Origin of the sequence: Nonomuraea sp. NPDC049695 (assembly GCF_040674955.1) — a bacterium.
Lineage (GTDB): Bacteria > Actinomycetota > Actinomycetes > Streptosporangiales > Streptosporangiaceae > Nonomuraea > Nonomuraea helvata.
The window spans coordinates 1-23,073 of the sequence record NZ_JBFANV010000134.1 but is presented as its reverse complement, the minus strand read 5'-3'; the positions used below and the strand labels follow the sequence as shown (position 1 = coordinate 23,073).

Annotated in this window: 27 protein-coding genes, 1 tRNA gene and 1 pseudogene; 14 read left to right on the top strand and 15 right to left on the bottom strand. The window is 70.5% G+C overall.

Going from position 1 to position 23,073, the window contains the following annotated elements:
• Positions 1-8 precede the first annotated feature (8 nt).
• Positions 9-815: a serine/threonine-protein kinase gene (locus AB0J64_RS53045; RefSeq protein ID WP_344984951.1), complete on the bottom strand. Its 807-nt coding sequence runs from the start codon at positions 813-815 to the stop codon at positions 9-11.
• Between the two features lie 56 nt (positions 816-871).
• Positions 872-2,113, bottom strand: coding sequence for an MFS transporter (locus tag AB0J64_RS53040; RefSeq protein ID WP_364045489.1), 1,242 nt, complete (start codon positions 2,111-2,113; stop codon positions 872-874).
• Positions 2,114-2,181: 68 nt separating this feature from the next.
• Here AB0J64_RS53040 and AB0J64_RS53035 point away from each other — a divergent pair, with 68 nt between their 5' ends.
• The gene (locus AB0J64_RS53035; protein ID WP_364045487.1) at positions 2,182-2,910 is read left to right on the top strand and encodes a helix-turn-helix domain-containing protein; all 729 of its coding nucleotides are present in this window, start codon (positions 2,182-2,184) and stop codon (positions 2,908-2,910) included.
• Here the strand turns inward: AB0J64_RS53035 and AB0J64_RS53030 are convergent.
• Positions 2,907-3,530, bottom strand: a complete 624-nt coding sequence (locus AB0J64_RS53030; RefSeq protein WP_364045484.1) for a DJ-1/PfpI family protein — start codon at positions 3,528-3,530, stop codon at positions 2,907-2,909. The genes AB0J64_RS53035 and AB0J64_RS53030 overlap by 4 nt on opposite strands.
• A 2-nt stretch (positions 3,531-3,532) precedes the next feature.
• Positions 3,533-4,510 (bottom strand): GlxA family transcriptional regulator, encoded by a 978-nt coding sequence (locus tag AB0J64_RS53025; protein ID WP_364045482.1) that lies wholly within the window; start codon positions 4,508-4,510, stop codon positions 3,533-3,535.
• A gap of 100 nt (positions 4,511-4,610) precedes the next feature.
• Between AB0J64_RS53025 and AB0J64_RS53020 the strand changes: the two genes are divergently transcribed.
• The gene (locus AB0J64_RS53020) at positions 4,611-5,345 is read left to right on the top strand and encodes a poly-gamma-glutamate hydrolase family protein (RefSeq protein WP_364045480.1); all 735 of its coding nucleotides are present in this window, start codon (positions 4,611-4,613) and stop codon (positions 5,343-5,345) included.
• 58 nt (positions 5,346-5,403) lie between these two features.
• On the opposite strand, the gene pruA is transcribed toward AB0J64_RS53020, so the two are convergent.
• Positions 5,404-7,029 (bottom strand): L-glutamate gamma-semialdehyde dehydrogenase, encoded by a 1,626-nt coding sequence (pruA, locus tag AB0J64_RS53015; RefSeq protein ID WP_364045478.1) that lies wholly within the window; start codon positions 7,027-7,029, stop codon positions 5,404-5,406.
• Positions 7,029-7,946 carry a proline dehydrogenase family protein gene (locus AB0J64_RS53010; protein ID WP_364045476.1) on the bottom strand — a complete coding sequence of 306 codons (918 nt, stop codon included), beginning with the start codon at positions 7,944-7,946 and terminating at the stop codon, positions 7,029-7,031. The genes pruA and AB0J64_RS53010 overlap by 1 nt, the downstream gene beginning before the upstream one ends.
• A 75-nt stretch (positions 7,947-8,021) precedes the next feature.
• Between AB0J64_RS53010 and AB0J64_RS53005 the strand changes: the two genes are divergently transcribed.
• Positions 8,022-9,068 carry a helix-turn-helix domain-containing protein gene (locus AB0J64_RS53005; RefSeq protein WP_364045474.1) on the top strand — a complete coding sequence of 349 codons (1,047 nt, stop codon included), beginning with the start codon at positions 8,022-8,024 and terminating at the stop codon, positions 9,066-9,068.
• Here AB0J64_RS53005 and AB0J64_RS53000 read toward each other — a convergent pair.
• From AB0J64_RS53000 to AB0J64_RS52990, 3 genes are all read right to left on the bottom strand, one after another.
• Complete coding sequence (locus AB0J64_RS53000) at positions 9,046-9,783, bottom strand: glycoside hydrolase family 16 protein (protein ID WP_364045472.1); 738 nt, start codon at positions 9,781-9,783, stop codon at positions 9,046-9,048. The genes AB0J64_RS53005 and AB0J64_RS53000 overlap by 23 nt on opposite strands.
• A gap of 173 nt (positions 9,784-9,956) precedes the next feature.
• Positions 9,957-11,060: a glycosyltransferase gene (locus tag AB0J64_RS52995; protein ID WP_364045470.1), complete on the bottom strand. Its 1,104-nt coding sequence runs from the start codon at positions 11,058-11,060 to the stop codon at positions 9,957-9,959.
• A 131-nt stretch (positions 11,061-11,191) separates the two neighbouring features.
• Complete coding sequence (locus AB0J64_RS52990; protein WP_364045496.1) at positions 11,192-13,018, bottom strand: SpoIIE family protein phosphatase; 1,827 nt, start codon at positions 13,016-13,018, stop codon at positions 11,192-11,194.
• 64 nt (positions 13,019-13,082) lie between these two features.
• Here AB0J64_RS52990 and AB0J64_RS52985 point away from each other — a divergent pair, with 64 nt between their 5' ends.
• Positions 13,083-13,802, top strand: a complete 720-nt coding sequence (locus AB0J64_RS52985; RefSeq protein WP_364045468.1) for a GAF and ANTAR domain-containing protein — start codon at positions 13,083-13,085, stop codon at positions 13,800-13,802.
• A gap of 37 nt (positions 13,803-13,839) precedes the next feature.
• Here AB0J64_RS52985 and AB0J64_RS52980 read toward each other — a convergent pair whose 3' ends face one another.
• A complete protein-coding gene (locus AB0J64_RS52980) occupies positions 13,840-14,196 on the bottom strand; it encodes an STAS domain-containing protein (protein ID WP_364045494.1) in 357 nt (118 codons plus the stop codon).
• A 175-nt stretch (positions 14,197-14,371) separates the two neighbouring features.
• Here AB0J64_RS52980 and AB0J64_RS52975 point away from each other — a divergent pair, with 175 nt between their 5' ends.
• Positions 14,372-15,142, top strand: a complete 771-nt coding sequence (locus AB0J64_RS52975) for a SigB/SigF/SigG family RNA polymerase sigma factor (RefSeq protein WP_344984968.1) — start codon at positions 14,372-14,374, stop codon at positions 15,140-15,142.
• Positions 15,143-15,158: 16 nt separating this feature from the next.
• Positions 15,159-15,575 carry an ATP-binding protein gene (locus AB0J64_RS52970; protein WP_364045466.1) on the top strand — a complete coding sequence of 139 codons (417 nt, stop codon included), beginning with the start codon at positions 15,159-15,161 and terminating at the stop codon, positions 15,573-15,575.
• 81 nt (positions 15,576-15,656) lie between these two features.
• On the opposite strand, the gene AB0J64_RS52965 is transcribed toward AB0J64_RS52970, so the two are convergent.
• From AB0J64_RS52965 to AB0J64_RS52950, 4 genes are all read right to left on the bottom strand, one after another.
• Positions 15,657-15,854: a hypothetical protein gene (locus tag AB0J64_RS52965; RefSeq protein ID WP_357597985.1), complete on the bottom strand. Its 198-nt coding sequence runs from the start codon at positions 15,852-15,854 to the stop codon at positions 15,657-15,659.
• A gap of 6 nt (positions 15,855-15,860) precedes the next feature.
• Positions 15,861-16,526 (bottom strand): hypothetical protein, encoded by a 666-nt coding sequence (locus AB0J64_RS52960; protein WP_364045463.1) that lies wholly within the window; start codon positions 16,524-16,526, stop codon positions 15,861-15,863.
• An 8-nt stretch (positions 16,527-16,534) separates the two neighbouring features.
• On the bottom strand, positions 16,535-17,080 hold the full coding sequence (locus tag AB0J64_RS52955; RefSeq protein WP_364045461.1) for a hypothetical protein: 546 nt from the start codon (positions 17,078-17,080) through the stop codon (positions 16,535-16,537).
• Positions 17,081-17,150: 70 nt separating this feature from the next.
• Positions 17,151-17,576, bottom strand: a complete 426-nt coding sequence (locus AB0J64_RS52950) for a helix-turn-helix domain-containing protein (protein ID WP_364045459.1) — start codon at positions 17,574-17,576, stop codon at positions 17,151-17,153.
• A 94-nt stretch (positions 17,577-17,670) separates the two neighbouring features.
• On the opposite strand from AB0J64_RS52950, the gene AB0J64_RS52945 reads away from it, so the two are divergent.
• Positions 17,671-17,744 (top strand) — tRNA-Pro (locus AB0J64_RS52945).
• A gap of 81 nt (positions 17,745-17,825) precedes the next feature.
• Here AB0J64_RS52945 and AB0J64_RS52940 read toward each other — a convergent pair.
• Positions 17,826-18,269, bottom strand: coding sequence for a tyrosine-type recombinase/integrase (locus AB0J64_RS52940; RefSeq protein WP_364045492.1), 444 nt, complete (start codon positions 18,267-18,269; stop codon positions 17,826-17,828).
• On the opposite strand from AB0J64_RS52940, the pseudogene AB0J64_RS52935 reads away from it, so the two are divergent.
• The 7 genes and pseudogenes from AB0J64_RS52935 to AB0J64_RS52905 all read left to right on the top strand — a co-directional run.
• Positions 18,258-18,386 (top strand): annotated as a pseudogene (locus AB0J64_RS52935) (transposase); the annotation flags it as partial. The gene AB0J64_RS52940 and the pseudogene AB0J64_RS52935 overlap by 12 nt on opposite strands.
• A 106-nt stretch (positions 18,387-18,492) precedes the next feature.
• Positions 18,493-18,672, top strand: coding sequence for a hypothetical protein (locus AB0J64_RS52930; RefSeq protein ID WP_364045457.1), 180 nt, complete (start codon positions 18,493-18,495; stop codon positions 18,670-18,672).
• Positions 18,665-19,138, top strand: a complete 474-nt coding sequence (locus tag AB0J64_RS52925; RefSeq protein ID WP_364045455.1) for a hypothetical protein — start codon at positions 18,665-18,667, stop codon at positions 19,136-19,138. The genes AB0J64_RS52930 and AB0J64_RS52925 overlap by 8 nt, the downstream gene beginning before the upstream one ends.
• 112 nt (positions 19,139-19,250) lie before the next feature.
• On the top strand, positions 19,251-19,751 hold the full coding sequence (locus AB0J64_RS52920; RefSeq protein WP_364045453.1) for a carboxymuconolactone decarboxylase family protein: 501 nt from the start codon (positions 19,251-19,253) through the stop codon (positions 19,749-19,751).
• A gap of 168 nt (positions 19,752-19,919) precedes the next feature.
• Positions 19,920-20,714, top strand: coding sequence for a maleylpyruvate isomerase family mycothiol-dependent enzyme (locus tag AB0J64_RS52915; RefSeq protein ID WP_364045451.1), 795 nt, complete (start codon positions 19,920-19,922; stop codon positions 20,712-20,714).
• Positions 20,715-20,813: 99 nt separating this feature from the next.
• Positions 20,814-22,349, top strand: coding sequence for a ricin-type beta-trefoil lectin domain protein (locus tag AB0J64_RS52910; RefSeq protein ID WP_364045449.1), 1,536 nt, complete (start codon positions 20,814-20,816; stop codon positions 22,347-22,349).
• Positions 22,350-22,423: 74 nt separating this feature from the next.
• Positions 22,424-22,834 (top strand): DUF1275 family protein, encoded by a 411-nt coding sequence (locus tag AB0J64_RS52905; RefSeq protein WP_364045447.1) that lies wholly within the window; start codon positions 22,424-22,426, stop codon positions 22,832-22,834.
• Positions 22,835-23,073 lie beyond the last annotated feature (239 nt).

Genomic DNA, 23,073 nt, shown 5'->3' with positions numbered 1-23,073 from the left:
GGTGTGGGTCAGATGGCCGCCTGGTAGGCGCTGGCGCGCATGCCGGCCAGCAGCCCCGCCGTCTGCTCAGGCGTGTAGCGCCGCACCGGGTCGTGGTGGAGCAGCCCCTCGATCAGCGGCCGCATCACGCCGGCCCGCCGGGGCGGCGGGTAGGGGCCGCTGCGCGCCATCCCGAGCACCGTCGCCGCGTCCTGCCCGGGGTAGGGCGGCTGGCCCTCGACTGCGCTGTAGAGGGTGGCGCCGAAGGACCACATGTCGGCCTCCTTGCTGGCCGGCCCCCCGTGCAGCCGCTCGGGCGCCATGAAGGCGGGCGTGCCCCGCAGCCGCCGGGACGTCGTCATCCGGATGTCACCCTCGGCGGTCGCTATGCCGAAGTCGGTGAGCACCACCCGGTCGCCGGTCAGCATGACGTTGGCGGGCTTCACGTCGCGATGGAGCACCCCGGCCTTGTGCGCGGTGCGCAGCGCGGCGAGCAGGTGCTGACCGATCGCGGCCACCGACTGCGCCGGTAATGTGCCCACCTGAGAGAGCAACTGGTGCAACGAGAGCCCGTCGAGGTACTCCATCACGATCCAGAGCTTGCCGCCCTCTTCGATCAGGTCGTGCACCGTGACGATGTTCGGGTGCGTCAGGCCGGCAGCCATCCTCGCCTCACGCAGCACCCGGCGGCGCACCATCTCGGCCTCACCGGCCAAGGTCAGCTCCTTCAGTGCCACCGTACGGTGGAGGAGCTGATCGAATGCACGCCAGACGACACCCATACCCCCACGACCGGCCTCCTCGTTCAGGAGGTACCGTCCGCCGATCTCCCGCATACCATCCCCTCATGCTCGGGGATAATCATGTCACTTCAGCACCGGCCGTAGGGTGCCTAACGTGATCCGGATATGTCGGAAAGTGCGGGTGCGCTGGTCAACGGCCTAGAAATTCGATCAGACAACGCGCGCCACACCAGTCCGACACCCACCAAACATACTCCAGCAGCGCCCACGAGGACGGCGCCAAGCCCCGCGAACTCGGCCACAACGCCCCCCAGAGCCGCCCCGAGCGGCATCCCGGCCATGCCGACGAGGCGGTATGCCGAATTGACACGGCCCAGCAACTCGGCCGGGATCAGCCGCTGCCGGGTCGAGATCACCAGGACGTTGGCCGCCGCGCCCACCACGCCCCACAGGACGGCGGTCGGGTAGAGCGTCCACGGTGCCGGCACGACCACCGGCACCAGGAGCAGCAGGCTGCTGATCAGCCACGAGCCCACCAGCGTGCGAACCTCCCCGAAGATCCCCGCGGCCCGCCCCGACAGCAGGGACCCGAGCACCGCCCCGGCGGCGAAGGCGGTCATCATCAGGCCGTACCCGCCGGGCTCCAGCCCGATCGGTGAGCCGTCGCCGACCACCCAGAGCACGAAGACGGCGAAGTAGGCGGCGTTGGCGAGGTTGAGCATCCCGGCGGTGACGGCCAGGCTCCGCAGCACGCGGTGCGACCAGAGGTAGCGCAGCGCCTCGCCGATGTCCCGCCGCAGCGGCCTCCGCTCTCCGGCGCCGGGGTCCAGGCGGTACGTGCCGCGCATGCCCAGCAGCAGCAGGCCCGCGGCACCGTACAGGAGGGCCGGGGCGCCGAAGAGGGCGGCGGGGAGCACCACCACGAGCAGGCCCGCGAGCGGGGCGCCGACGAAGTCGTTGCCGATCATCTGGGCGCTGGAGACGCGGCCGTTCGCCCTGGTGAGGTTGTCCTGGGGGACGGTCATGGGCAGGATCGCCTGCGCCGAGGTGTCGGCGAAGACCTCGGCCACCCCGGCCACGAGCACGGCCGCCAGCAGCAGCCACAGGTCGAGCAGGCCCAGGAGCGCCAGCAGGCCCGCGAGGGCCAGGATCGCCGTGCGGGCGGCGTTGGCCAGGACCATGATCCGGCGGCGGTCGGCGCGGTCGGCGATCGCCCCCGCGTGCAGCGCGAACAGCAGCCACGGCGCCGTCGCGGCGGCCCCCACCAGTGACACCAGGGTGGGAGAGCGCGTCATGGACACGGCCAGCAGCGGCGCCCCGACCTTCAGCACGCCGTCGGCCAGGTTCGACAGCGCGGTGGATGACCAGAGAAAACCGAACGAACGCCCCACGGCCGCACTCCGATAGTGTGTAAGGGAAAGTGTGCATAGATTCCTTTGCAAAGATAGGCTTGCACAGCATGCAGAGCAAGAGCTTTTCCGCCCGGACCCTCGACGCCAACGCCCTGAAGTCGTTCGCCCACCCGCTCAGGCTGCGGATCTACGAGCTGCTGGACGAGCACGGGCCGTCCACGGCCACCGGGCTCGCCGCGCTGCTGGGCCAGAACACCGGCGCGACCAGCTACCACCTCAGAGAGCTGGCCAGGCACGACATGATCGAGGTGGTGCCGGGGATGGGGCGCGGCAAGGAGAAGTACTGGCGCATCACGCCCGGGGGCTTCTCCTACGGCGAGCCGGATCCCGGCGATCCCGAGACGGCGAGCGCGCTGGAGGTCGTACTCGACGACCTGGTGCGTCAGCGCGGCGCGGAGCTGGCCAGGTGGCGCGAGGAGGAGGCGACGGCACCCGAGGAGTGGGTGCGGGCGAGCGTCTTCGGGCGGCGGTCACTGCGGCTCACGCCGGAGGAGACGCGCGAGCTGCAGGATGAGGTGTTCGAGGTGCTGGAGCGTTACCGGGCGATGTCGGACCGCAGGGAGTGGGAGCCGTCCGCTCCCCGCGATCCGTCGATCGGGCACGTGGTCATCCACTTCGACGTGCTGCCGGTGGGAGTCGGCCGGGCGACCCCGGACCCCGGCGGGGAGCCTCCGGGCCGCGGTCGGGAGACCCCGACCCCCGGCCGCGAGACCCCGGACCTCGGCCGGGAGACCCCGGACCTCGGCCGGGAGACGCCCGGCGAGGCCGCTCCCTAGGCGATGAGCTTGAGCGCGAGCTCGGACAGCCCCTCCGGAGCCGTCTTCGGCGACCCGGAGTCGAACGGCGGGTGCGGGTCGTACTCGATGACCAGCTGCACGGCCTGCGCCGTCGTCGGGTCGGCGGCCTGGGCGAGCAGCGTCAGCGCCATGTCGATCCCCGCCGACACCCCTGCCGCGGTCACGATGTTGCCCTCGGTGACCACGCGCTCGCTCACCGGCTCGGCCCCGTACTGCCGCAGCGCCTCGAGGATGCCCCAGTGACTGGTCGCCTTCAGCCCTTCCAGCAGCCCGGCGGCCGCCAGCACCAAGGAGCCGCTGCACACCGAGGTGGTCCACCGGGCGTGCTCGTGGGCCTGCCGGATCCACCCCAGCAGCGCCTCGTCGGCCATGGCCTCCATCGTCCCCGGGCCGCCCGGGACGACGATCACGTCAGGACGGGGCACGTCCTCGTACGAGGCGGTGGCGGTGAGGGTGAGCGTCCCCTGGTCGTCGGTCACGGGCCCGGCCTCGGCCGCGACGAACGTGACCGTCCAGCCGGGCGCGAAGGCCAGCACCGTGTACGGCCCGACCGCGTCGAGCGCGGTGAAACGCGGATAGAGAGGGATGGCCACATGCATGCCTATTTCTCCTTCGATTGGAACCTGCGACGGTGGTCGCCGGGTGAGATCCGCCAGTGGCGGCGGAAGACGCGGTAGAGGGTCTCCGGCGTGCCGAGGCCTGACTCCCTGGCCACCCTGTCCAGCGGATGGCCGGTGACCTCCAGGAGTCGCCTGGCGGCCTCGGCCCGGCTGCGCTCGACGTACCGGCCGGGTGACAGGCCCGTCTGCTCGGTGAAGACGCGGGAGAAGTGGCGCTCGCTCATCCCGGCCCGCGCGGCGAGCGCGGGCACGCTCAGGTCGGCGGCGGGGTTCGCGTCGATGTACGCCTGGAGCTCCCTCAGCGGCTCGCTGCGCGGCGTCAGCGCCCGCATCGGCGTGCTGAACTGGCTCTGCCCGCCCGGCCTGTGCAGGTACACGACGAGGCCCCGGGCGACGTCCCTGGCCAGCGCGTGGCCGTGGTCCCTGGCCACCAGCGCGAGCGCGAGGTCCACGCCGGACAGCACGCCCGCCGAGGTCCAGACGTTGCCGTCCTCGATGTAGAGCGGGTCGGCGTCCACCTCGACGCACTCGTAGCGGGCGTCCAGCTCGCCGGCGGCGAGCCAGTGCGTGGTGACCCGCCGGTGGTCCAGCAGCCCCGCCTCGGCCAGCAGGAACGCGCCGTTGCACACGGACGCGACCCGCCGGGCGCCACCGGCCAGCCCGGCGATGTGCGCGACGAGCTCGCGGTCCGCCAGCCGCTCGGGCACGGACAGGCCGCCCGCCACCAGCAGCGTGTCGATCGGCCCCCTCGAGGTGGACCGCGCGATGTCGGCGAGCGCCGAGGCCGTGACGGTGACGCCGTTCGCCGCGGGCACGGCGCCGCCGCCCACCGCCGCCACCTCGACCCGGTACCCGCCTCCGGACACCAGCAGGTCGGCGGTGGCGAACACATCGGCAGGACCGGCCATGTCGAGCAGTTGGAAGCCGGGGAAGACGACGATCAGGACTCGTCGCTGCATGCTTTCATGCTGGTCGCGGACCTTATATGGCGTCAATGACACGAATATTGCACATTACGCCATGAGCGGCAGGTAGGGACGGCTCCGACTGTTAGGCGGCATGATGGGGGCGGTCAAGAAGATCGTCGAAAGGTGTTACGTGAAGAAGGTCCTGTCGGTCGCCGTCGCGAACTTACTCCTGATCGGCCTCGCCCCGATCGCTCACGCAGAGTCCGCCCGGTCCGATGTCTACGCCGACTACGCCGACCTGTCCGCCCACGAGGTCGAGGGCAGGGACTACCGCCGCGTCCAGCGCGTCCCCAGCGGCGCGAAGGTGGCGCACATCGCCATCCACGGCGGCGCCATCGAGGCGCCGACGTCGCAGCTCGCCGACGAGGCGGCGGGCCGCAAGTACGCCTTCTACGCGTTCGAAGGCATCAAGGAGTCCGGCAACAGCGCCCTGCACATCACCGCCACGCACTTCGACGAGCCCAAGGCGCTCAACGTGGTGGCGGGCGTCGACTACACCGTCTCCTGGCACGCCGCGTCGGGCTCCGAGGCCACCACCTACGTCGGCGGACGGGACACGACGCTGATCAAAAAGGTGAAGGCCGAGCTGCGCGCCGCCGGATTCGCCATCTCGACGTCCGTGCCCGAGGAGATCGGCGGTGACAGCCCCAGCAACATCGCGAACAAGAACCGCAGGGGCAGGGGCGTGCAGCTGGAGATCAGCCGGGGCCAGCGGGAGCGGTTCTTCGACGGAGGGAAGCTGAGCCGCGCCTGGATCGAGGACCCGGCCAACCGCACGAAGGCCTTCTACAGGTACGTGGCTGCCGTCAACCGTGCGCTCGGCTGAAAAGCCGTGAGCCCCCGGGGCAGGACCGGGGGCTCACGGCGCGAAATGGGCTGAAATATCAGCCCATGTGCGGATAACGGTGGTCAGTCGGCGGCACGAACGTCTCCTTGATCGTGCGGGCGTTCACCCAGCGGATCAGGTTGAAGATCGAGCCCGCCTTGTCGTTGGTGCCCGAGGCGCGGGCGCCGCCGAACGGCTGCTGGCCCACGACCGCGCCCGTCGGCTTGTCGTTGACGTAGAAGTTGCCCGCCGCGAAGCGCAGCCGGTCGGACGCGGACGCGATGGCGTACCGGTCCTGGGCGATGATCGAGCCGGTCAGCGCGTACGGCGCGATGCCCTCCATCTGGTCGAGCACCGCGTCGAAGTCGCGGTCCTCGTAGACGTGCACGCCCAGGATGGGCCCGAAGTACTCCTTGACGAAGATCTCGTCGGTCGGGTCGGCGCACTCCAGGACGGTCGGCTTCACGAAATAGCCGACGCTGTCGTCGTACGAGCCGGTGAGGACGTCGATGTTCGCGGCCGCCCGCGCCCGGTCGATGGCCTCCTTGTGCTTGGCGAACGCCCGGGCGTCGATGACCCCGCCCATGAACGTCGACAGGTCGCCCGACACGTCGCCCACGCTCAGCGACTCGGCCACCGAGACGAAGTCGTCACGCATCCGGTTCCAGACCGAGCGCGGCACGTACGCCCGCGAGGCCGCCGAGCACTTCTGCCCCTGGTACTCGAACGCGCCCCTGATCAGCGCCGTCGAGAGCACGGCGGGGTCGGCGGACGGGTGGGCCAGCACGAAGTCCTTGCCGCCGGTCTCGCCGACGAGGCGCGGGTAGCCGTGGTAGGAGGCGATGTTCCGGCCGACGGTGCTCCACAGGTGCTGGAACGTCGCCGTGGAGCCGGTGAAGTGGATCCCCGCCAGGGCCGGGTGGCCGAGCGCCACCTCGGAGACGGCCTGGCCGTTGCCGGTGACCATGTTGATCACACCGGGCGGCAGCCCGGCCGCCTCCAGCAGCCGCATGGTGAAGTGCGCGGCGAACTGCTGGGTGGGCGACGGCTTCCAGACGACGACATTCCCCATCAAAGCGGCAGAAGTCGGCAAATTTCCGGCGATGGCGGTGAAGTTGAACGGCGTGATGGCCAGCACGAAGCCCTCGAGCGGCCGGTACTCCATCCTGTTCCACACGCCGGGCGACGAGATCGGCTGGTCGGCGTAGAGCTGGCGCGCGTACGCCACGTTGAACCGCAGGAAGTCGATCAGCTCACAGGCCGAGTCGATCTCCGCCTGCTGCGCCGACTTCGACTGGCCCAGGACGGTCGCCGCGTTGAGCGTCGCGCGCCACGGCCCGGCCAGCAGGTCGGCGGCCTTGAGGAAGATCGCCGCCCGCTCGTCGAAGGACAGCGCCCGCCACGCGGGAGCCGCCCGCAGCGCGGCGTCGACGGCGTCCTGCACGTCCTGGGCCGTAGCGTCGTTGGTACGGCCCAGAACGGAGGCATGGTTGTGCGGCTGCACCACATCGATGGGGGTGCCGCCGCCAAGGCGCTGTTCGCCGTCGATGGTCATGGTCAGGTCGATCGACGACCCGGCCAGTTCCTTGATGCGGTCTTCCAGCGCGGACCGTTCGGCGCTGCCCGGCGCGTACCCGAAGACGCGCTCGTTGGCCGGAACGGGAACGTTGCTGATGGCATCCATTACTTACCCCCCAGGGCACGAAGGAAGAAGGCGACGTTGGCGGGCCGCTCGGCCAGGCGGCGCATGAAGTAGCCGTACCAGTCGTCGCCGTAGGGGACGTAGACGCGGACCGTGTGGCCGGCCCCTGCCAGGGACTCCTGCAGGTCGGTCCGGATTCCGTAGAGCATCTGGAACTCGTGGTCGCCGATCGTCCGCCCGAACCGGTCGGCGAGCAGCTCCGTGATCGCGATCATGCGATCGTCGTGCGTCGCCACCATGGGGTACCCCTTCCCCGCCATGAGGATCCGCAGGCATCGCACGTACGCCTTGTCCACGGCGCTCCTGCCCTGGTGGGCCACGGCGGCGGGCTCGCGGTAGGCGCCCTTGACCAGGCGCACCCTGGAGCCCTCGGCGGCCAGGTCGCGGCAGTCGTCCTCGCTGCGGAACAGGTACGCCTGGATCGCCACGCCCGTCGACGGGTAGTCCTCGCGCAGCTTGCGCAGGATGGCCAGCGTCGAGTCGACGGTGGTGTGGTCCTCCATGTCGAGCGTGACGGTCGAGCCGTTCATCGCCGCGGCCGCGCAGATCTCGCGGGCGTGCTCCAGCGCCATCGCGTCGTCGAGCCGCTGCCCGACGGCCGACAGCTTCACCGACACCTCGCCCCGGGTCTCGAGCTCGAGCGGCCCCAGGGCCTGGAGCAGCGTGAGGTAGGCGTCCGTGACGGCCTCGGCGGCGCGCGCGTCGCGCGTCTCCTCGCCGAGGTGGTCGACGGTGACGGCCAGCTTCGCGTCGCGCAGCCGCTCGATGGCGTCGCGGGCCTCATCGACGGTTTCGCCCGCGACGAACCGGTCGACGACCTTCCTGGTGAGCGGGAAGCCCGACACGGCACGGCGTACGACGCCACTCCCTGACGCGGCGAGGAGCACTTGACCCAGCATGCTCCAAGTCTAAAAACGCAGCTCAAAGGGGGCCATCGACGTGCGTAACGCCGCGTGTGGGAGGCTGTCATACAAATGCACAACACGGCAGACCTACAAGAAATCGTCGACGAGATCGCGGCCCGGCTGGGGGCCTCCGTGACGCTGGAGGACCGCTCGTTCCGGCTCCTGGCCTACGGGGCGCAGCACGGCGACATCGACACCGTCCGCCAGGAGTCGATCCTGCGCAGGCGCGCCACCGGCGAGGTACGCGACTATTTCGAGCGCTACGGCATCGCCAGGGCCACCGGCCCGGTCCGGATCCCCGCGGACGCCGAGCTGGGGGTCCTCGCCAGGGTGTGCTGGCCGCTGCGCCACGGCGACGTCACCTACGGCTACCTGTGGCTGCTCGACTCGGGCTCGCTCACGGCTCTCGACTCGGTCGCGCCGCTGGTGGCCAGGGCCGCCGCCGAGCTCGCGCAGGAGGCCAGGAGCAGGCAGGACCTCGGCCGGGGGCTGCTGGCCCTGTTCTCGACCGACCCGGCGGAGCGCGCGAGCGCGTCCATCGAGGTGCCGGGCCCGGTCGCGGCGGTCGCCGTACGCGAGTCGGCCGAGCGCGTCGCCACGTTGTGGACGCTCCCGCGCGGCGTCCTGGCCCGCACCGGCTCGCCCGTCGCCCTGCTCACCCCGGCCCACCTCGCGGGCGAGGTCGCGCAGACCCTCCAGAGCGCGTACGGCACCGCCGCCGGGATCGGCGCGCCCAGACCTGATCCGGCCGACGCCTGGCTGAGCTGGCGCGAGGCCCGCCACGCCCTGCGCATCGCCGAACACTTCCCCCGGTACGCCCCCATCGCCCGCTGGGAGGACCTGGGCGTGCACCGCCTGCTGGCCAGGCTCGCCCGGCAGGACCTGCGCGAGCTGGCGGCCGAGATCGCCGCCCTGGACACCGAGCTGGCCGAGACGGTGGAGGTCTATCTCGACCTCGGCGGCCACGCCCAGAAAGTGGCCGCCGAGCTCGGCATCCACCGCCAGACGCTCTACTACCGGCTGGGCAAGGCCGAGCGCCTCACGCACAGGGACCTGTCGGACGGCGACGACCGGCTGGCCGTGCACCTGGGCCTCAAAGCCGCCCGGCTGCTGTAGGGGCGCGGTAGACCCTGACCCAGTCCACGTACATCGACACGGTCTCCGGCGTGCTGGAGTCGCGGCACCGCGGCTCGCACACGACGTCGTTCTGCAGCGCGAGCCCCATCGCGCGGCCCCGGGGCACCTGCGCGCCCCGGTAGTCCCAGAGCTTCCGTCCGTCCAGCCAGAACGTCAGCCGCCCCGGCAGCCAGTCCATCGCCACCGTGTGCCATCTGGTGAAGTCGGCCCGCAGCTGCCGCTGCGCCCGCTCGTGCCCGCCGTGCACGAAGATCCCGCCGCCCTGCCGCTCGGGGTCCACGATCTCGGCGAAGTCCACCTCGGCATAGTCGTCGCCCGCCCCCTGCTCGGTCGGCCACAGCAGCGCCACGGGGGTGTACCCGGCCCCCGCCTCGGCCCTGAACCTGACCTCCCACCTGCCGTACTGCTGGGCGAGCCGGGTGGCCACCCCGCCCGACAGGTCCTTGCCGCCGTACATGCCGCCCTTGAGGCGCAGCATGCCGTTCGCGACCGTCGCCGCCCTCCCGGTACGGGGGTTCCGCCGGGCCTGCGGGGAGTGGTAGATCATCCACTTGCCGGTGTCGATCGTGGCGCCGCCGAAGTTCTCCACGAGAACCGGGGCGCCCCAGCCTGCCGCCTGGGCCTGGGCGGGCTGGGGAAGCACGGCGACACCCAGCAGCGTCACCGTAACCAGGATCTGACTGCGTGTAGTCATGGGGTCAATGGAAGCAAAAATGTCACTCCGGTAACGGGCCTTCGGGGAAACCAGGCACCAGGCCGGGCGCGCCGGGCATCGAGCGGTCAGCGCCTGAGCATGGTGCCGGCAGGTGGCTCTTGCCACCTGCCGGAAGTCTCCACGTTCTTCAGGCCGGGCTTCAGGCGCCGGCTTCAGGCGCAGGCCGACTCGTAGACCCGGACGAGCTCCTGGCTCACGCGCTCCCAGGAGTAGCGCGAGCGCGCCCGGTCGGCCCCCGCGTAGCCGAGCGCGGTGCGCAGGGTCGGGTCCGTCAGCAGCTCGCGGGCCAGCCGGGCGGTGCTGGCCGGGCGGTCCGGCGGCACCAGCAGCCCGGTGACGCCGTCGATGATGGAGTCGAGGTGCGCGCCGACGGCCGAGGCGATCACCGGTACGCCGCAGGCCATCGCCTCCAGCGCGACGATCCCCGTCGCGGCCTCGCGCGGCACCGACACCACGGCGTCCGCGCTGCGCATCAGCTTCGGTACGGAGGCCCGCTTGACCTGGCCGAGCAGCGTCACCTGGTCGGCGACGCCGAGCTGTTCCGCCAGGGCGCGCAGCCGGCGGGCATCCCTGTCGTTCTCGAGGTCCTCGGGCTCCGGACCGCCCGCGATGACCAGCTCGACGTCGCCCAGCCCCTGCAGCGCCCGCACGATGGTGTGCGCGCCCCGGTCCGGCGAGAGGGGGCCGACGTGCAGCAGCCGCTTGCGCGCGCCCCGCGTGGCCACGGCGCCGCGACGCTGGAAACGCTCGGTGTCGACGCCGTACGGGACGACGGCGATGTTGCAGCGTGGCACGCCGAGCCTGATCAGGGCCGACTCCTCGTCGCCCGAGCCGGCGATCACCGCGTTGGCCCGGCGGCCGAGCGCCCGTTCCAGGTCCTTGTGCAAGGGGTCGACGGTGTGGAACGTCTGCGTGACCGGCACTCCCAGGTCCTTGGCGCCCGCCACGGCGGCCAGCCCGCCCGTCCACGAGTGCGCGTGGATCACGTCGGGCCGGTCCTGGCTCCATCGCTTCATCAAGTGTTCGCCGACGTCGTTCAGGAACGGCGCCATCTCGTCGTCCGCCAGCTCCGTTGCGGGGCCCACGTCGATCTGCTCCAGCGTGACCCCCGGGGCCACCCGCGTCTTGGGCTTGCCCTCGGCGTTGTCACGACGGGAGTAGATGGTGACGTGATGCCCGCGACCCAGCTCGCGTGCGACGGAAAGAATGTGGTGACGCCGGGCGTCTCCGGCAGTGGCGACGATAGCGATATTCATGGCACACCTCAGCGTGAAAAAAAGCCTGAAAGGTGTGCCTGCGTCTTAGGCACGTCTATCTACGACTCCGACCATACCCAGGTTTGAGCCGATCGCAAACCCCTGCAGATCGGTAATCGCAACGACGCAGGTCAGACGCCTCGCAGCGCGAGGATCACGATCTCGTCCCACACCTGGCCGCCCGAGAACGCGTGCCGGTCCGCCTCCACGGTCTTGACCACGGTGGCGGGCGACTGGCCCGCGCACCGGCCGAGCACGTCGGCCAGGCGCTCCTCGCCGTACGGCTCGCCGCGCTCGTTCCTGGAGGAGATGAGCCCCTCCGAGTACAGCACCAGCGTCTCGCCCGCGGCGAGAATCAGCCGCTCGACGCCGGTCTCCGCCTCGGGCGCGATGCCCAGCGGCACGCCGCCGCCCGCGGCGAAGCGCACGCCGCCGTCGGCCTGCAGCAGCGCGGCGGGGTGGTGCCCGGCCGACGACAGCCTGATCTCGCGCCCCTTCACGAAGCCGGCGACGGCCATCACGAACATGCCGGTGCCCTGCGCGACCAGGGCCTGGTTGACCTTGCGCATGACGAGGTCGGGCTCGGGCTCCCAGACGCTGAGCACCCGCAGCCCGCCGCGTACCATCGCGCTGACCGACGCGGCCTCCTCGCCCTTGCCCGCGGCGCCGCCCAGCGCGAAGCCCCACCCGGTTGACACGGGGAAGACGTCGTAGAACTCGGCCCCCACGGACGAGCCCGGGTGGTAGACGGCCGCCGCCTCGTAGCCGGGCACGTCGGGCAGCTTGCGCGGCGCCACGCTCGCCGAGAGCGCGTCCGCGGCCCTCGACCGGCTCTGGAAGCTGCTCTGGGCGCGTACCGCCAGGCCGAGCTGCAGCCCCACCTCCTGCATGACGGCCAGATCGGCCAGCGTGAACGGCTGCTTGTCGTGCGTGCGCACCAGCGTCAGCACGCCGTCGGCGGAGCCGATCGGCACGGAGAGCATCGAGCCCGCGCCCATCGCCGTCAGCAGCGGCCCGTCCGCGCAGAACCCGAGCAGCGTCTCGTCGTCCACCATCTCCTGGACCACGCCTGAGCGGCGCTCCAGCACCTGCATCACGGCCTGGCTGCTCGCCGGGTCGGCGGACTCCACCTGTCGTACGAGCTCGCCCAGCGGCTGGTTCTTCGGCGCCACCACGACGGAGCGGTGCGGCAGCCCGTCACGGACCATGTCGGCGATCACCCAGTCCGCCCACTGGGCCCCCAGCAGCCGCGTCGCCCTCGGCAGCGCCACCGGGCGCAGCAGCGCCTCCTCGTCCAGGAGCAGGTTGGCCATCTTGACCAGCAGGTCCTGCCGCTTGGCCGCCGCCAGCAGCAGCGCGCCGTCGGACTGCTCGACCCGCCGCGCGCCCGGCTCGGGCAACTGCACCTCGATCGGCAGCGCCACCGCCGCCACCATCTGCTGCGGCTCTCCCGGCATGGTCAGCCTGGTCAGCGCCACCCGTACGACGTGCGTACGGCCCTGGTGCGCCAGCCGGGTCTCGAACGCCGACGGCTGCCCGGTCTGCAGCACCGCCGTCAGATGAGACCTGAACGCCGCCCGCCGGGACACGTCCACCAGCAGCGGGAACGACCGGCCCACCAGGTAGCCGTCGGGGCTGCCGAGCACCCGGGAGGTCTCGGGATTGATCCGCCTGACCACGCCGCCGCTGTCGAGCACGATGACGGGCACGGGGAAGGCCCGGAAAACCTGGCGCAGCAGCTTCAGCTCCCGCTGCGTGCCGTCCTTCTTGCCACCCTGCCGTTTGGGCGCCTTCTGCAGCGCCTCCCGGGCCTCGGCCAGCAGTTCGGCGGCAGTGTCGAGCTCGGCGAGGGCAGCGTCGAGCGTGGGCGCGAGGTCGGCGGGGTAGGCCGTCCTCGCCTCACGCAATGACGCCACGCGCCCGGCCAGAGCGTCCAGCGCTTGTTCGAGGTCCGGCATGGTCACCCTCTGACGCTACGTCACATGGGATATCGGTAGCCATATCGGGTAGGGGCTTCTTGCTATGGAATCAATCGCGATGATCACCCCGGGTCTCGCCCGTAACCTTGCCGCGCTGGGCCGGCTGGGCGAGGACAACTCAACGGAAAGCGTGCTGCGCGGCCTCACGGCGGCGCTGGCCGACGGCGTTCCGGGCTGCTCGGGAGCCTCTGCCGAACACTGGCGCGACCACCGGGTGGTGGTGTCCGGCTCGCACAGCGAGCTCATCCTGCTCGTCGAAGGCGAGCGCGTGCTCGGTGAGGGCCCGTCCATCGAGGCCAGGCAGAGCGGCGGGCGCGCCGGCGTCACCGACGTGCTCACCGAGAGTCGCTGGCCCCGCTACGACGCGCTGGCGACCCGCTGCGGCGTACGCTCCGTGCTCATCGTCCCCATCGACGTGGCGCCCGCGCTGCTGCTGGTCGGCCTCTATTCGGTACGCCCCGGGGCGTTCTCCCCGCAGGGCGCCCACTCGCTGGCCGAGATGCTGACCGAGCAGGTCGGGGTGGCGATGGCGAACATGTGGGAGTTCGAGGAGGTTCGCACCGACGCCGCCCAGCTCCAGGAGGCCCTCGCCGGGCGGTCGGTGATCGACCAGGCCAAGGGCATCATCATGCAGACCAGCGGATGCACCGCCGAGGCCGCGTTCGAGGAGCTGCGCAGGATCTCCCAGCACCACCAGGTCAAGGTGGCCGACCTGGCCAGGCTGCTGGTCGACGAGCACCAGCGCAAGTCGAAGCGCTCTTAGGCGCTTTTGGGCGCCCTCGGGCGCCCTTGCACCGGGGTCAGCCGATGGCGGCCAGCGCGTCGTCGAGCGTGTCGTAAAGCGGCAGGCGCTGCGCCAGCCCTGTGATCCACATCACCCTGGACTTGGAGTATTCAACCCCGATGAGCGCGAACCGGGAGCCCGAGGCCAGGCTCGTCTGCCAGTGGTGGACGATGAGCCCGAGCGCCCGCGAGTCCATGAACGTCACGCCGGCCAGGTCAAGGATCAGGTCTGCCCCGGCCATGGACAGGTAATCGGCGAACTGCTCGCGGGTCGTGGCGTCGAGCACGCCGTCGACACGGATCACGGTGATCTCGTCCACCGTCGACGACGTCAGGCTCAGGGCGGCCGTGTGCCCCTCGCCGTTATCCGGCATTGTCACGGGGCAACCCTACTGTCACCGAACATGGGAGGAATACTTCCGGCGATACGGGGGACACTTGTTGCGGAGTCCAGCAGAGGGCTTTCGTCTCGAGAGTAGAGCGAGGCGTGCCTCTGCATGGGCTTTTTCGCTTGTGGAGGCCGCCTGCGATCCATATGGAGGAGCAGCGATGGCTGTGCAGGAATACGTCCTCGAAGAGATGACAGCCGAAGAACTCCTGGCCGACATGGTCAGGGAAGACACCCCCGACAGCCTCAGGGAGCGCCTGCGCGAGCGCATCGTCGAGATGCACCGGCCGCTCGCCATGGAGATCGCACGGCGATACCGCTACCGCGGCGAGCCGTTGGAGGATCTCCTCCAAGCCGCGTATGTTGGCCTGATGAAAGCCGTCAACGGCTTCGATCCCACCCTCGGGCACGCGTTCAGGGGCTACGCCGTCGTGACGATGACCGGCGAGGTCAAGCGCCACTTCCGCGACCGCACGTGGGCGATCCGGGTACCGCGCCTCTACCAGGAGCGCCGCTCGGAGCTCAACCGGCTGGTCGCCGACCTCAGCCAGGACCTCGGCAGGTCCCCGACCGTGGCCGAACTGGCCGCCAAGATGAACATCAGCGAGGAGGACGTCCTGCTGACGCTTGACGCCTCCGCCGCGTACAGCACCCTGTCGCTCGACGCGCCGCTCGGCACCGACGACGACGCCGCCTCGCTCGGCGACGTCATCCCCGAGGTCGACGACACGCTGAGCACCATGGTCGACAGAGAGGCCGTCAAGCCGCTCATCGACGCGCTCCCCTCCCGGGAGAAGCACATCCTGCTGCTGCGGTTCTTCGGCAACATGACGCAGGCCGAGATCGCGGCCGAGTTCGGGATCTCCCAGATGCACGTCTCACGTATCCTCCGCAAGGTCCTCGACCAGCTGCGCAGCGAGCTGGTCGGCTGAGAAGAAGGTCTGCCGGGTGAACGAGGACACAGAGCCTCAGTCGGGCTACACGAGCCCGCCGCCCGGCGCGCCCGTGAAAGAGCTGCACTTCGGACTGCCGGACCTGCCGCAGGTCCGGCAGTTCGCCGAGGAGGAGGCCCGCTGCGCCGGAATGCCGGAGGAGGCGGTCGGAGACTTCGTCATCGCGGTCAACGAGGTGGCGACCAACGCCGTCACTCACGGGGCGGACCGGGCTCTCCTGCGTACCTGGCTGGTCAACGGCGACCTGGTCGTGGAGGTGCACGACGACGGCATGTGGAAACCGGGGCCTCTGCCGGGGGCCGTGGGGGGAATGGGGCTTTGGGTGGCCCGTCTGCTGGCGTCCGACCTGACGCTGCGGGTCGGAAGCGACGACGGCAGCACCGTCACCATGCGCTTCCCCGGCAAGGAGTGACGCTCTGTCCCAGCCTTCGCTTCGGCGGGAGACCGCGTCGCCGGCGGCCTCCCGCTCCTGTTCGGCCGTTTCTTGGGGGGATTATCGGCGGACTCGTCCGCGCCAGTTCCCGTATCCGCTGCGGATGCTGGCCGTACCGACGCCTGCCTGGTGCAGGGCCAGCAGCGTCAGGCCCAGCAGCGCGAACGTCATGCCGGAGAACCCGCCGGGAATCCTCACGTTGACCAGGTCAAGCAGGAATCCCAGCCCGAAGATGATCGCTGCGACTACCGCGAGCATGTCATGTCACCTCCTCCCTGAAAGGGTGAGCAGGCTCTCCAGGACGCTCCTGTATTCGCGCAGCGCCAGGCGCAGCTGCTCGGTGTCGGTGGAGTCGGCGTCCTTCCAGCGGTCGCGCAGGGAGTCCGTACGACTGGTGAGGCTGCTGGTGAGGGCCTCCACCACCTCACCGACCAGGCCGTCGGCACGCCGCACGGCCTCGCCGGGATCGTCGACGAACGCCGTCTGCAGCTCGCGCCAGCGGGCCTGAACCTGGTCGGGGTCCTGGTCGAACAGGACGACCTCCTCGGGGGCGGCGGCGTGCGCGGGGGCTTCCCCGGCCGCCACCGGATCCGCGTCCGGCTCCAGGTCCGGCTCCAGGTCCCGCTCTGCCGGCATGTCGCCGCCGCCGGTCCCCGCGTAAGGCTCGCGGTACGGGACGTCGCGCTCGTCCTCGGGGGCGGCCACGGCACCGGGCCCGGCCGCCGCATACTCGTCATCGTCGGCACGCGGATCACGCGCCACCAGCTTGTCATCGTCGGCGCGTGGACTGGCCGCCTCCAACTCGTCATCGGCCGCGACACGGGGACTGTCATCGCCGGCGAGAGAGCGCTCGTCGTCCTTCGAACGATCGTGGGGATAGTCGTGACGGGCGTGCTCCTCGCCGCCACTGCTGGGAATGGGGGTGCTCATGATCTTCTTCACCGTCCTCGCGCGGTCTCATGCAGCAACTCCTCGAACAGCGCGCGGTAGTGCACCATGGCCTGCCGCAGCTCCTCCGTCGAGGCCTCCTTCCTGGCCGCCCGCCCGCTGATCTCGTGAGCCGTCCTGTAGTGGTCGAGGGTGGCCGCGTGTCCCACCGACAGGGTGGACAGCCGCTCCTCGAAGTCCTGCGTCGGGTAACCCCGTTCCGCCATGACCTCCGTGACCAGCTGATCGGCCTCGGTCACCGCGAACCCGGGGGCGTCCACGAAGCGCTCCTGCACCTCGGTCCACCGGTTCGCATAGGTGTCGCGGGACTCCTCCGTGAGAGGGTGGATGTCGAGCTCGGCATGCCGCCGCTCCCTGTCGAGCAGCTCCTCCTCGGCCTCGCGGCGGTTGTCGTGTTCCGCGACTGTGCGCTCGTACTCCGGGCCGAAACGTTCACGAAGGTGGCTGCGCCGCTGCTGCTGTCGCAGCACGAGATATGCGACTGCGGCGAGCGCCACCACCGCGACCACGACGGCCACCCAGATTGAGGTGGTCATGATCTTCGCCTCCGGTCTCTGTGTTGAGACCAGCGACTGCCCTCGAACAGGCATGTCGAAACTTGCCGCCTCAGCGGGTTTCGAGTGCCTTCCTCGCCGCGGCCAGCACCGCTGCGACATGTGAGCCGCCTGGTGGAGCGGGGACCTCACTGAACCCTTCAGCTGCGTCGTACCGCACGTCGAGCCCCGCGTCCACGAGCCGCTGAGCCCACCGCAGAGCCGTGTTCAACCGTTCGTCCGCGGGCGGCTTCCCCTGCGCGGCCGCCGACAGGTTACGCAGATTGGTGGCGGGCCCGGACTGGGCGTGCACGCGGGCCAGCTTCCACGGCACGGCGCGGCTGTGATCGAGCATCGGCTTGGCCAGCCCGGCGGCCCGCTTGGCCTGCAGCACCCCGGACTCGCTCACCCCGAAGTGCGCGGCCAGCTCCTGCACGCTCATCCCCTCGGCGACCAGCCTGGCCAGCTCCCGCCGATCGATGGTCGGCTTCCGCCCCACCCGACCTCCGCTCCCCAGCTCTCCGTGTACGCGTGTACCTCCGATGTGCGCTAAGGTTATGACGTCCCGCTCCGCAGGGGGCGACGGACACGACCGGGACGTAGCGCAGCTTGGTAGCGCACTTGACTGGGGGTCAAGGGGTCGCAGGTTCAAATCCTGTCGTCCCGACGGTCGAACAAGGCCGGTCGCCTTGGGTGAAAGCCCAGGTAGACCGGCCTTTCTGCATCCACGGACGATCACGTTGCTCATCTAGCCGCCTTCAGTTTGGGACCAGTCCTTGGTGAGATGGGCGCTCAGGGCGGTGATCGCCGCTACGAGGGAAGCGCTGTCCGGGTGGAGACAGCGCCGGGTGGTGGTCAGGGAACCATGACCGGCGATCTTCCGGAGCACGTGGATCGGAACCCCGGCGTCGGCCATCCAAGTGAGCCCGGTGTGGCGAAGATCGTGGCGGCGGAGATGTTCGTAGCCGAGCTTCGCCATGACCTCGTCCCAGTGCGTCGCAACCCGTAGGACCGCCGTGGTGATACGGCCGCCCCTGGGACCTGTGAACAGCCGGGCGGCAGGGTCATCACCGGCGGCGTTGAGACGGCGCAGGACCAGCTCACGAACCTCGACTATGATCGGGACCTTCCTGGCCCGCTCGCCCTTCGTCCCTTTGTCTGCGCGTCGGCGGCGAACACCACCGGGCTGGATCCGGGCAAGAAGAGCCGGGGCCGCAAGCGCGGCATTGCCTCTGACATGCTCGGCCTGGTGATCGCGGTGGTGGTGACTGCCGCGAGCGTGCACGACAACGCCATCGGCATCGAAACTGCTGGACAAATCGCCGCTGCCAACCCGAGCGTGAGCAAAGCGTGGACGGACGCCAGGTTCAAGAACGCGGTCGCCGTCCACGGCGCCGGCCTAGGCATCGACGTGCGTGATGCTGCACCGCCGGCTGGCTCGCGACTACGAGGCGCGGCCGGCCGGTTCCGAGTCGATGATCTATTGGTCGATGACCGACGACATGGCCCGGCGCCTGACCGGGACGACCACCCGGACCTGGCGCCATCCCCCGCCAGTCGACGTCATAGTCGCGGGCGGGACCGCCGATGCGTGAGTTCCTGGAGCGTCTGGCCGAACGTGAGAGCGCCGCCCGGGCCGAAGCCGACCGGCTGCGTGAGCAGATCGCCGAGCTGTCGCAGCGGCTGAGCGCTGCCGAGCAGGCGCTGTCCCGCCTGCACGTCACCCGCGGGACGATCTTGGAAATGACCGGCGAGTCGGCCGAAGCCGCCCCCGGCGCGGCCGTGCTCTCGCCCGCCTACCAGCGGATTCTGGAGACCGTGGAGCAGGAACCGGACGGACCGCGGGTCAGGGACCTCTGCCGGATGCTGAAAGCGGCGCTCCCGCCGCTGAGGGTGACGGCGGCTCACGAGGCCACCGGGCGGCTTGATCTCTTCGGACTTCGCGAGGTTTCATGGGCGGACCGACATTCCTCCGGCTGGAGCGCTTCATCATTCCGGGGTCATCGTCACCGCGTGACATCGTCTCGCGCGCTCTCGACCGGTTTATCAACCATTTCGTGACGCTTACCACTCCACCCAGCTAACGGCCACACAGCCGGAGGTATCGATGGCGAGACTGAGCCTCATCCATCCTGACGACGCGACCGGAGCCGCGGCCAAAGTACTCGCGGCCGTGCCGGTCAAGCTGAACATCTTCCGCGTGATGGCGCACGCGGAGTCGTGCGTGATCCCGCAGATGCGGCTGGGCACGGCGATCCTCGGTAGCCTCGACCTCGGGCACCGGCGGCGCGAGCTGCTGATCCTGCTCGTCGCGCGGATCGAGGGCGGCACCTACGAATGGCGGCAACACGTGCCGATCGCCCTGGGGGTCGGCGTGCCGAAAGCGCAGATCGACGCGATCGAGCAGGCGAACCTCGCCGACAATGCCTTCGACGACGCGGAGCGTGCGCTGCTCGCGTTCGGGAAGCAGGTGATCGAGGCCGTCCGGGTCGAGGAGGGCGTGTTCACGCAGGCTCGACGCCATTTCTCGGAGCGGGAGATCGTCGAGGCGATCCTGACGATCGGCTTCTACATGACCATGGCACGCCTGACCGAGGCGACGGAGACCGATCTCGACCCCGCTGCGGGAATGACCGTGTTCGACTCCCTTCAGCCCCCGGAGGCGTCCGCATGAGCCGGGTGTTCGGGCTGGTACGGCAGAACGGCCGCACCGTCCCGCTGACCTCCTGAGCCGCCCCGATCATTCGTCTCCCCGCAGGACGTATTCTTGCGCCGTCAACAAAATCCGCGACGTGGTGGACCGCCCGTAGGCGTCTCCGCCCTCCCCCTTCTGGAGACGAACATGACCGATCGTGCCGACCAGATCATCGACGCGCTACGGAGCGGCCACGATCACCTGGCCGCTCTCGTCCGCGGCCTCGCGGCCGACGACCTCACCCGGCCGTCCGGCGCGTCGGAGTGGGACGTGTCGCAGGTGCTCAGCCACCTGGGCAGCGGCGCCGAGATCAACCTGGCCGGCCTGGAGGCCACGCTGAGCGGCGCCGCCATCCCGAACGGCGACTTCAACAAGTCGGTCTGGGCACGCTGGGATGCGATGTCCCCGGCCGAGCGGGCCGAGGGCTTCCTGGCCGCCGACGAGGCGCTGGTCAGCCGCTACGAGGGCCTCGACGCGCAGGCGCGCGAGGAGTTGCGGATCGACCTCGGCTTCCTGCCGGTCCCCGTGGACGTCGCGACCGCGGCGGGGCTGCGGCTCAGCGAGGTCGCCCATCACTCGTGGGACGTCGAGGTCGCCTTCGACCCGGCGGCGGCCCTGGCCCCCGCCGCGGCCGAGCTGCTTCTCGACCAGGTGGGGATGCTCATCGGCTTCGTCGGCAAGGCCGACGCCCTCGCCGGGCGTCAGGTCGGCATGGCCATCCGTACCACCTCGCCCGAGCGCTCCTTCGGGCTCGCCGTGGGTGACGCGGTCAGCCTCACCGACGAGCCGGCTCAGCCCGACGCCGTCCTCAGCGCGCCGGCCGAGTGGTGGCTGCGCCTCACCACCGGCCGCCACTCTCCCGAGCACACGCCGAGCGTCGTGACCCTCAGGAGCGACAGCCTTACCTTGGACGACCTGCGGCGGATCTTCCCCGGCTTCTGACCCGGTATCTGATCTGACTGCTTAGAGGCACGGTCGTCGCCTGATGGCCGCGCGTACGTTCCGTTAGGATAGGCCGACACACAGTGTCGGACGGAGCAGATGCGCAATCCCCCACGCGAGCTCGCCCTCGTGATCGGCGCGGTGGCCGTGCTCAGCGCGGTCTTCACCGTGTTGGCCGGCATCTACGTCAACTTCGCCACCGACGGCCAACCCCAGCTCAACCCGGCGCACATCCTGCCCGCGATCGTCTTCGCCTGCCTGGCCGCCGCGCTCCCGCCGCTGGGCGGCTTCCTGCAGTCACGCTGGGCCAACCGCGCGGCGACCGCGACCGATCCGTTCACCGCGCACGACCTGCCCACGTTCAAGCGGCTGCTCAAGGACCTGCGCAGGGAGGCAAGCACGCCCAGGTTCGCCGAGCTCCAGGCGCGCGCCGCCCGGCGGGAGCTCGCCTTCGACCGGACGGACCTGGAGAAGGTCACCAGGCAGGGCACCGGCTGGCTCAACGACGTCAAGAGCGCCGAACCGGTCATCCGGGCCTTCCTCCTGGTGCACGACGTGCCGGACGCCGCGGCGGACAAGTGGCTGCGGTCCTACCGCAGGCTGGCCGATCCCCGGCCGCCCCGGCCCGCCCGCCACAGGAGGCTGGTCATCGGCACGGCGGTGTCGGTGATGTTCGCGACCGCGGCCTTCCTGGCCTATGTGGTGTACGTCGACACCCACATCCCCGGGTCGCTCAAGCGCTCGAACGTGCTGATCCTCTCCCTGTACGCGCCTGGCAAGCCCCTGGTCGTCAGCACCTCCACGACCGCTCCCCCGCACGCCAGGCTGGGCGGCTCGGCCATCAGCACGGTCCCCGCCGAGGCCCAGCGCTGGGACCTCGAACCGGACAAACGCGACGGCGCGTTCTTCCACCGGATCCGCAACCGCGTGAGCGAGCGCTGCCTGACCCCGGAGGCCCGGCGTGTCACCAAAGGGATCTTTCTCACCGAGGCGGACTGCGACGGCTCCGACGACCAACTCTGGCGGCTGACCGGGGACCTGACCGGCGGCCGGGCGATCGCCATCGCCTCCCCCAAAGGAAACCTGTGCGCCGAGCCCAACCAGAGCTCCGCCGACTCCGGCACCCCGCTGATTCTGCTGACCTGCGCGGCCGACCGGCCCGGCCAGCGCTGGCTGGTCACCACCCGCCCGCCGGATCTCGGCAGCTCGCTGGCCAGCTCGGAGAACGGCGTGTGCCTGGACGCCAGCTCCACGAGCGCCACGGAGCTGATCACGTGGACCTGCCACGGCGGGGTCAACCAGGCGTTCGGCTACCGGCGTAACGCCCAGGGCGCGTACGCGATCACGAGCATGGGCGCCTGCCTGACCGCTACCGGCCCACCGGACCGGCGGCGCCCTTCCCGCGAGCCCTGCTCGGACTCCGCCGGCCAGCTCTGGCGCTTCAACTACCGCTCGGCGTACAACCGGTGGCATTACTGGGAGGTCCAGCACGTCGCCAGCGGTCTGTGCCTGCAACTCGAGCCCGACGGGCGGTCGCTGTCGCTGAGCCCGTGCACCCGTGCGAACGTCCAGCAGTGGCGCACCCCCGACTGGCTGAACCCACCCAACACGCCCGCCCACCCCGCCGCCCCATAGCCGCCCAACACGCCCGCCTATCCCGCCGTGCTGAACCCGCCCGCCACGCCCGCCCAACACGCCGTCCCGCAGCTGTGCTCAGCGCGCCTCCCCCAGCGGGTCGCACCGGCGGCCTGGTCGCCGCGTTCCGGTTCATCGGCTCGGCCATCGGCTGGGCCACCCGGATCAGGCTGGCCCTGGCCGCCGAGCTGGGCCCGCTGATCGCGCTGGCCATCGCCTGGGCCCTGTCCGGCCCGCACCTCCCGCTGATCGCGACCGCCGCCCTCGCCATGGGCGTCCAGAGCGCGGTGACCCACCGCCTGCGGACCTTCATCGGCTCGACGACGTTCATCACCGACGCGCTGACCAGCTCGATCTCCCGCCTCCTCACTCCCGAGGACGGGCGGTCGCACGTTCCCGAACTGGTGGCCGTGCTCCTCGCCCTGGCACTCGGCGCGGCCGCCGCCACGGCCCGCCAACCGCTACGAGATCGGCTACCACCGTGAACTCGCCGACAACGCCGAAGCCGACTTCACGCCACAGGAACTCAGCGACAACGGCATAGACCTCGTGATCTAGTTGTCACTGCCAGCCGTGGGATACTTTTGGCCTTCCTAGACGATCTCAGCGCAATACTCGTCGTTTTGCGACGAAGGTGCATGTCATGGGTGTCGGCCATCCAGGTGAGCCCGGTGTGGCGAAGATCGTGGCGGCGGAGATGTTCGTAGCCGAGCTTCGCCACGAC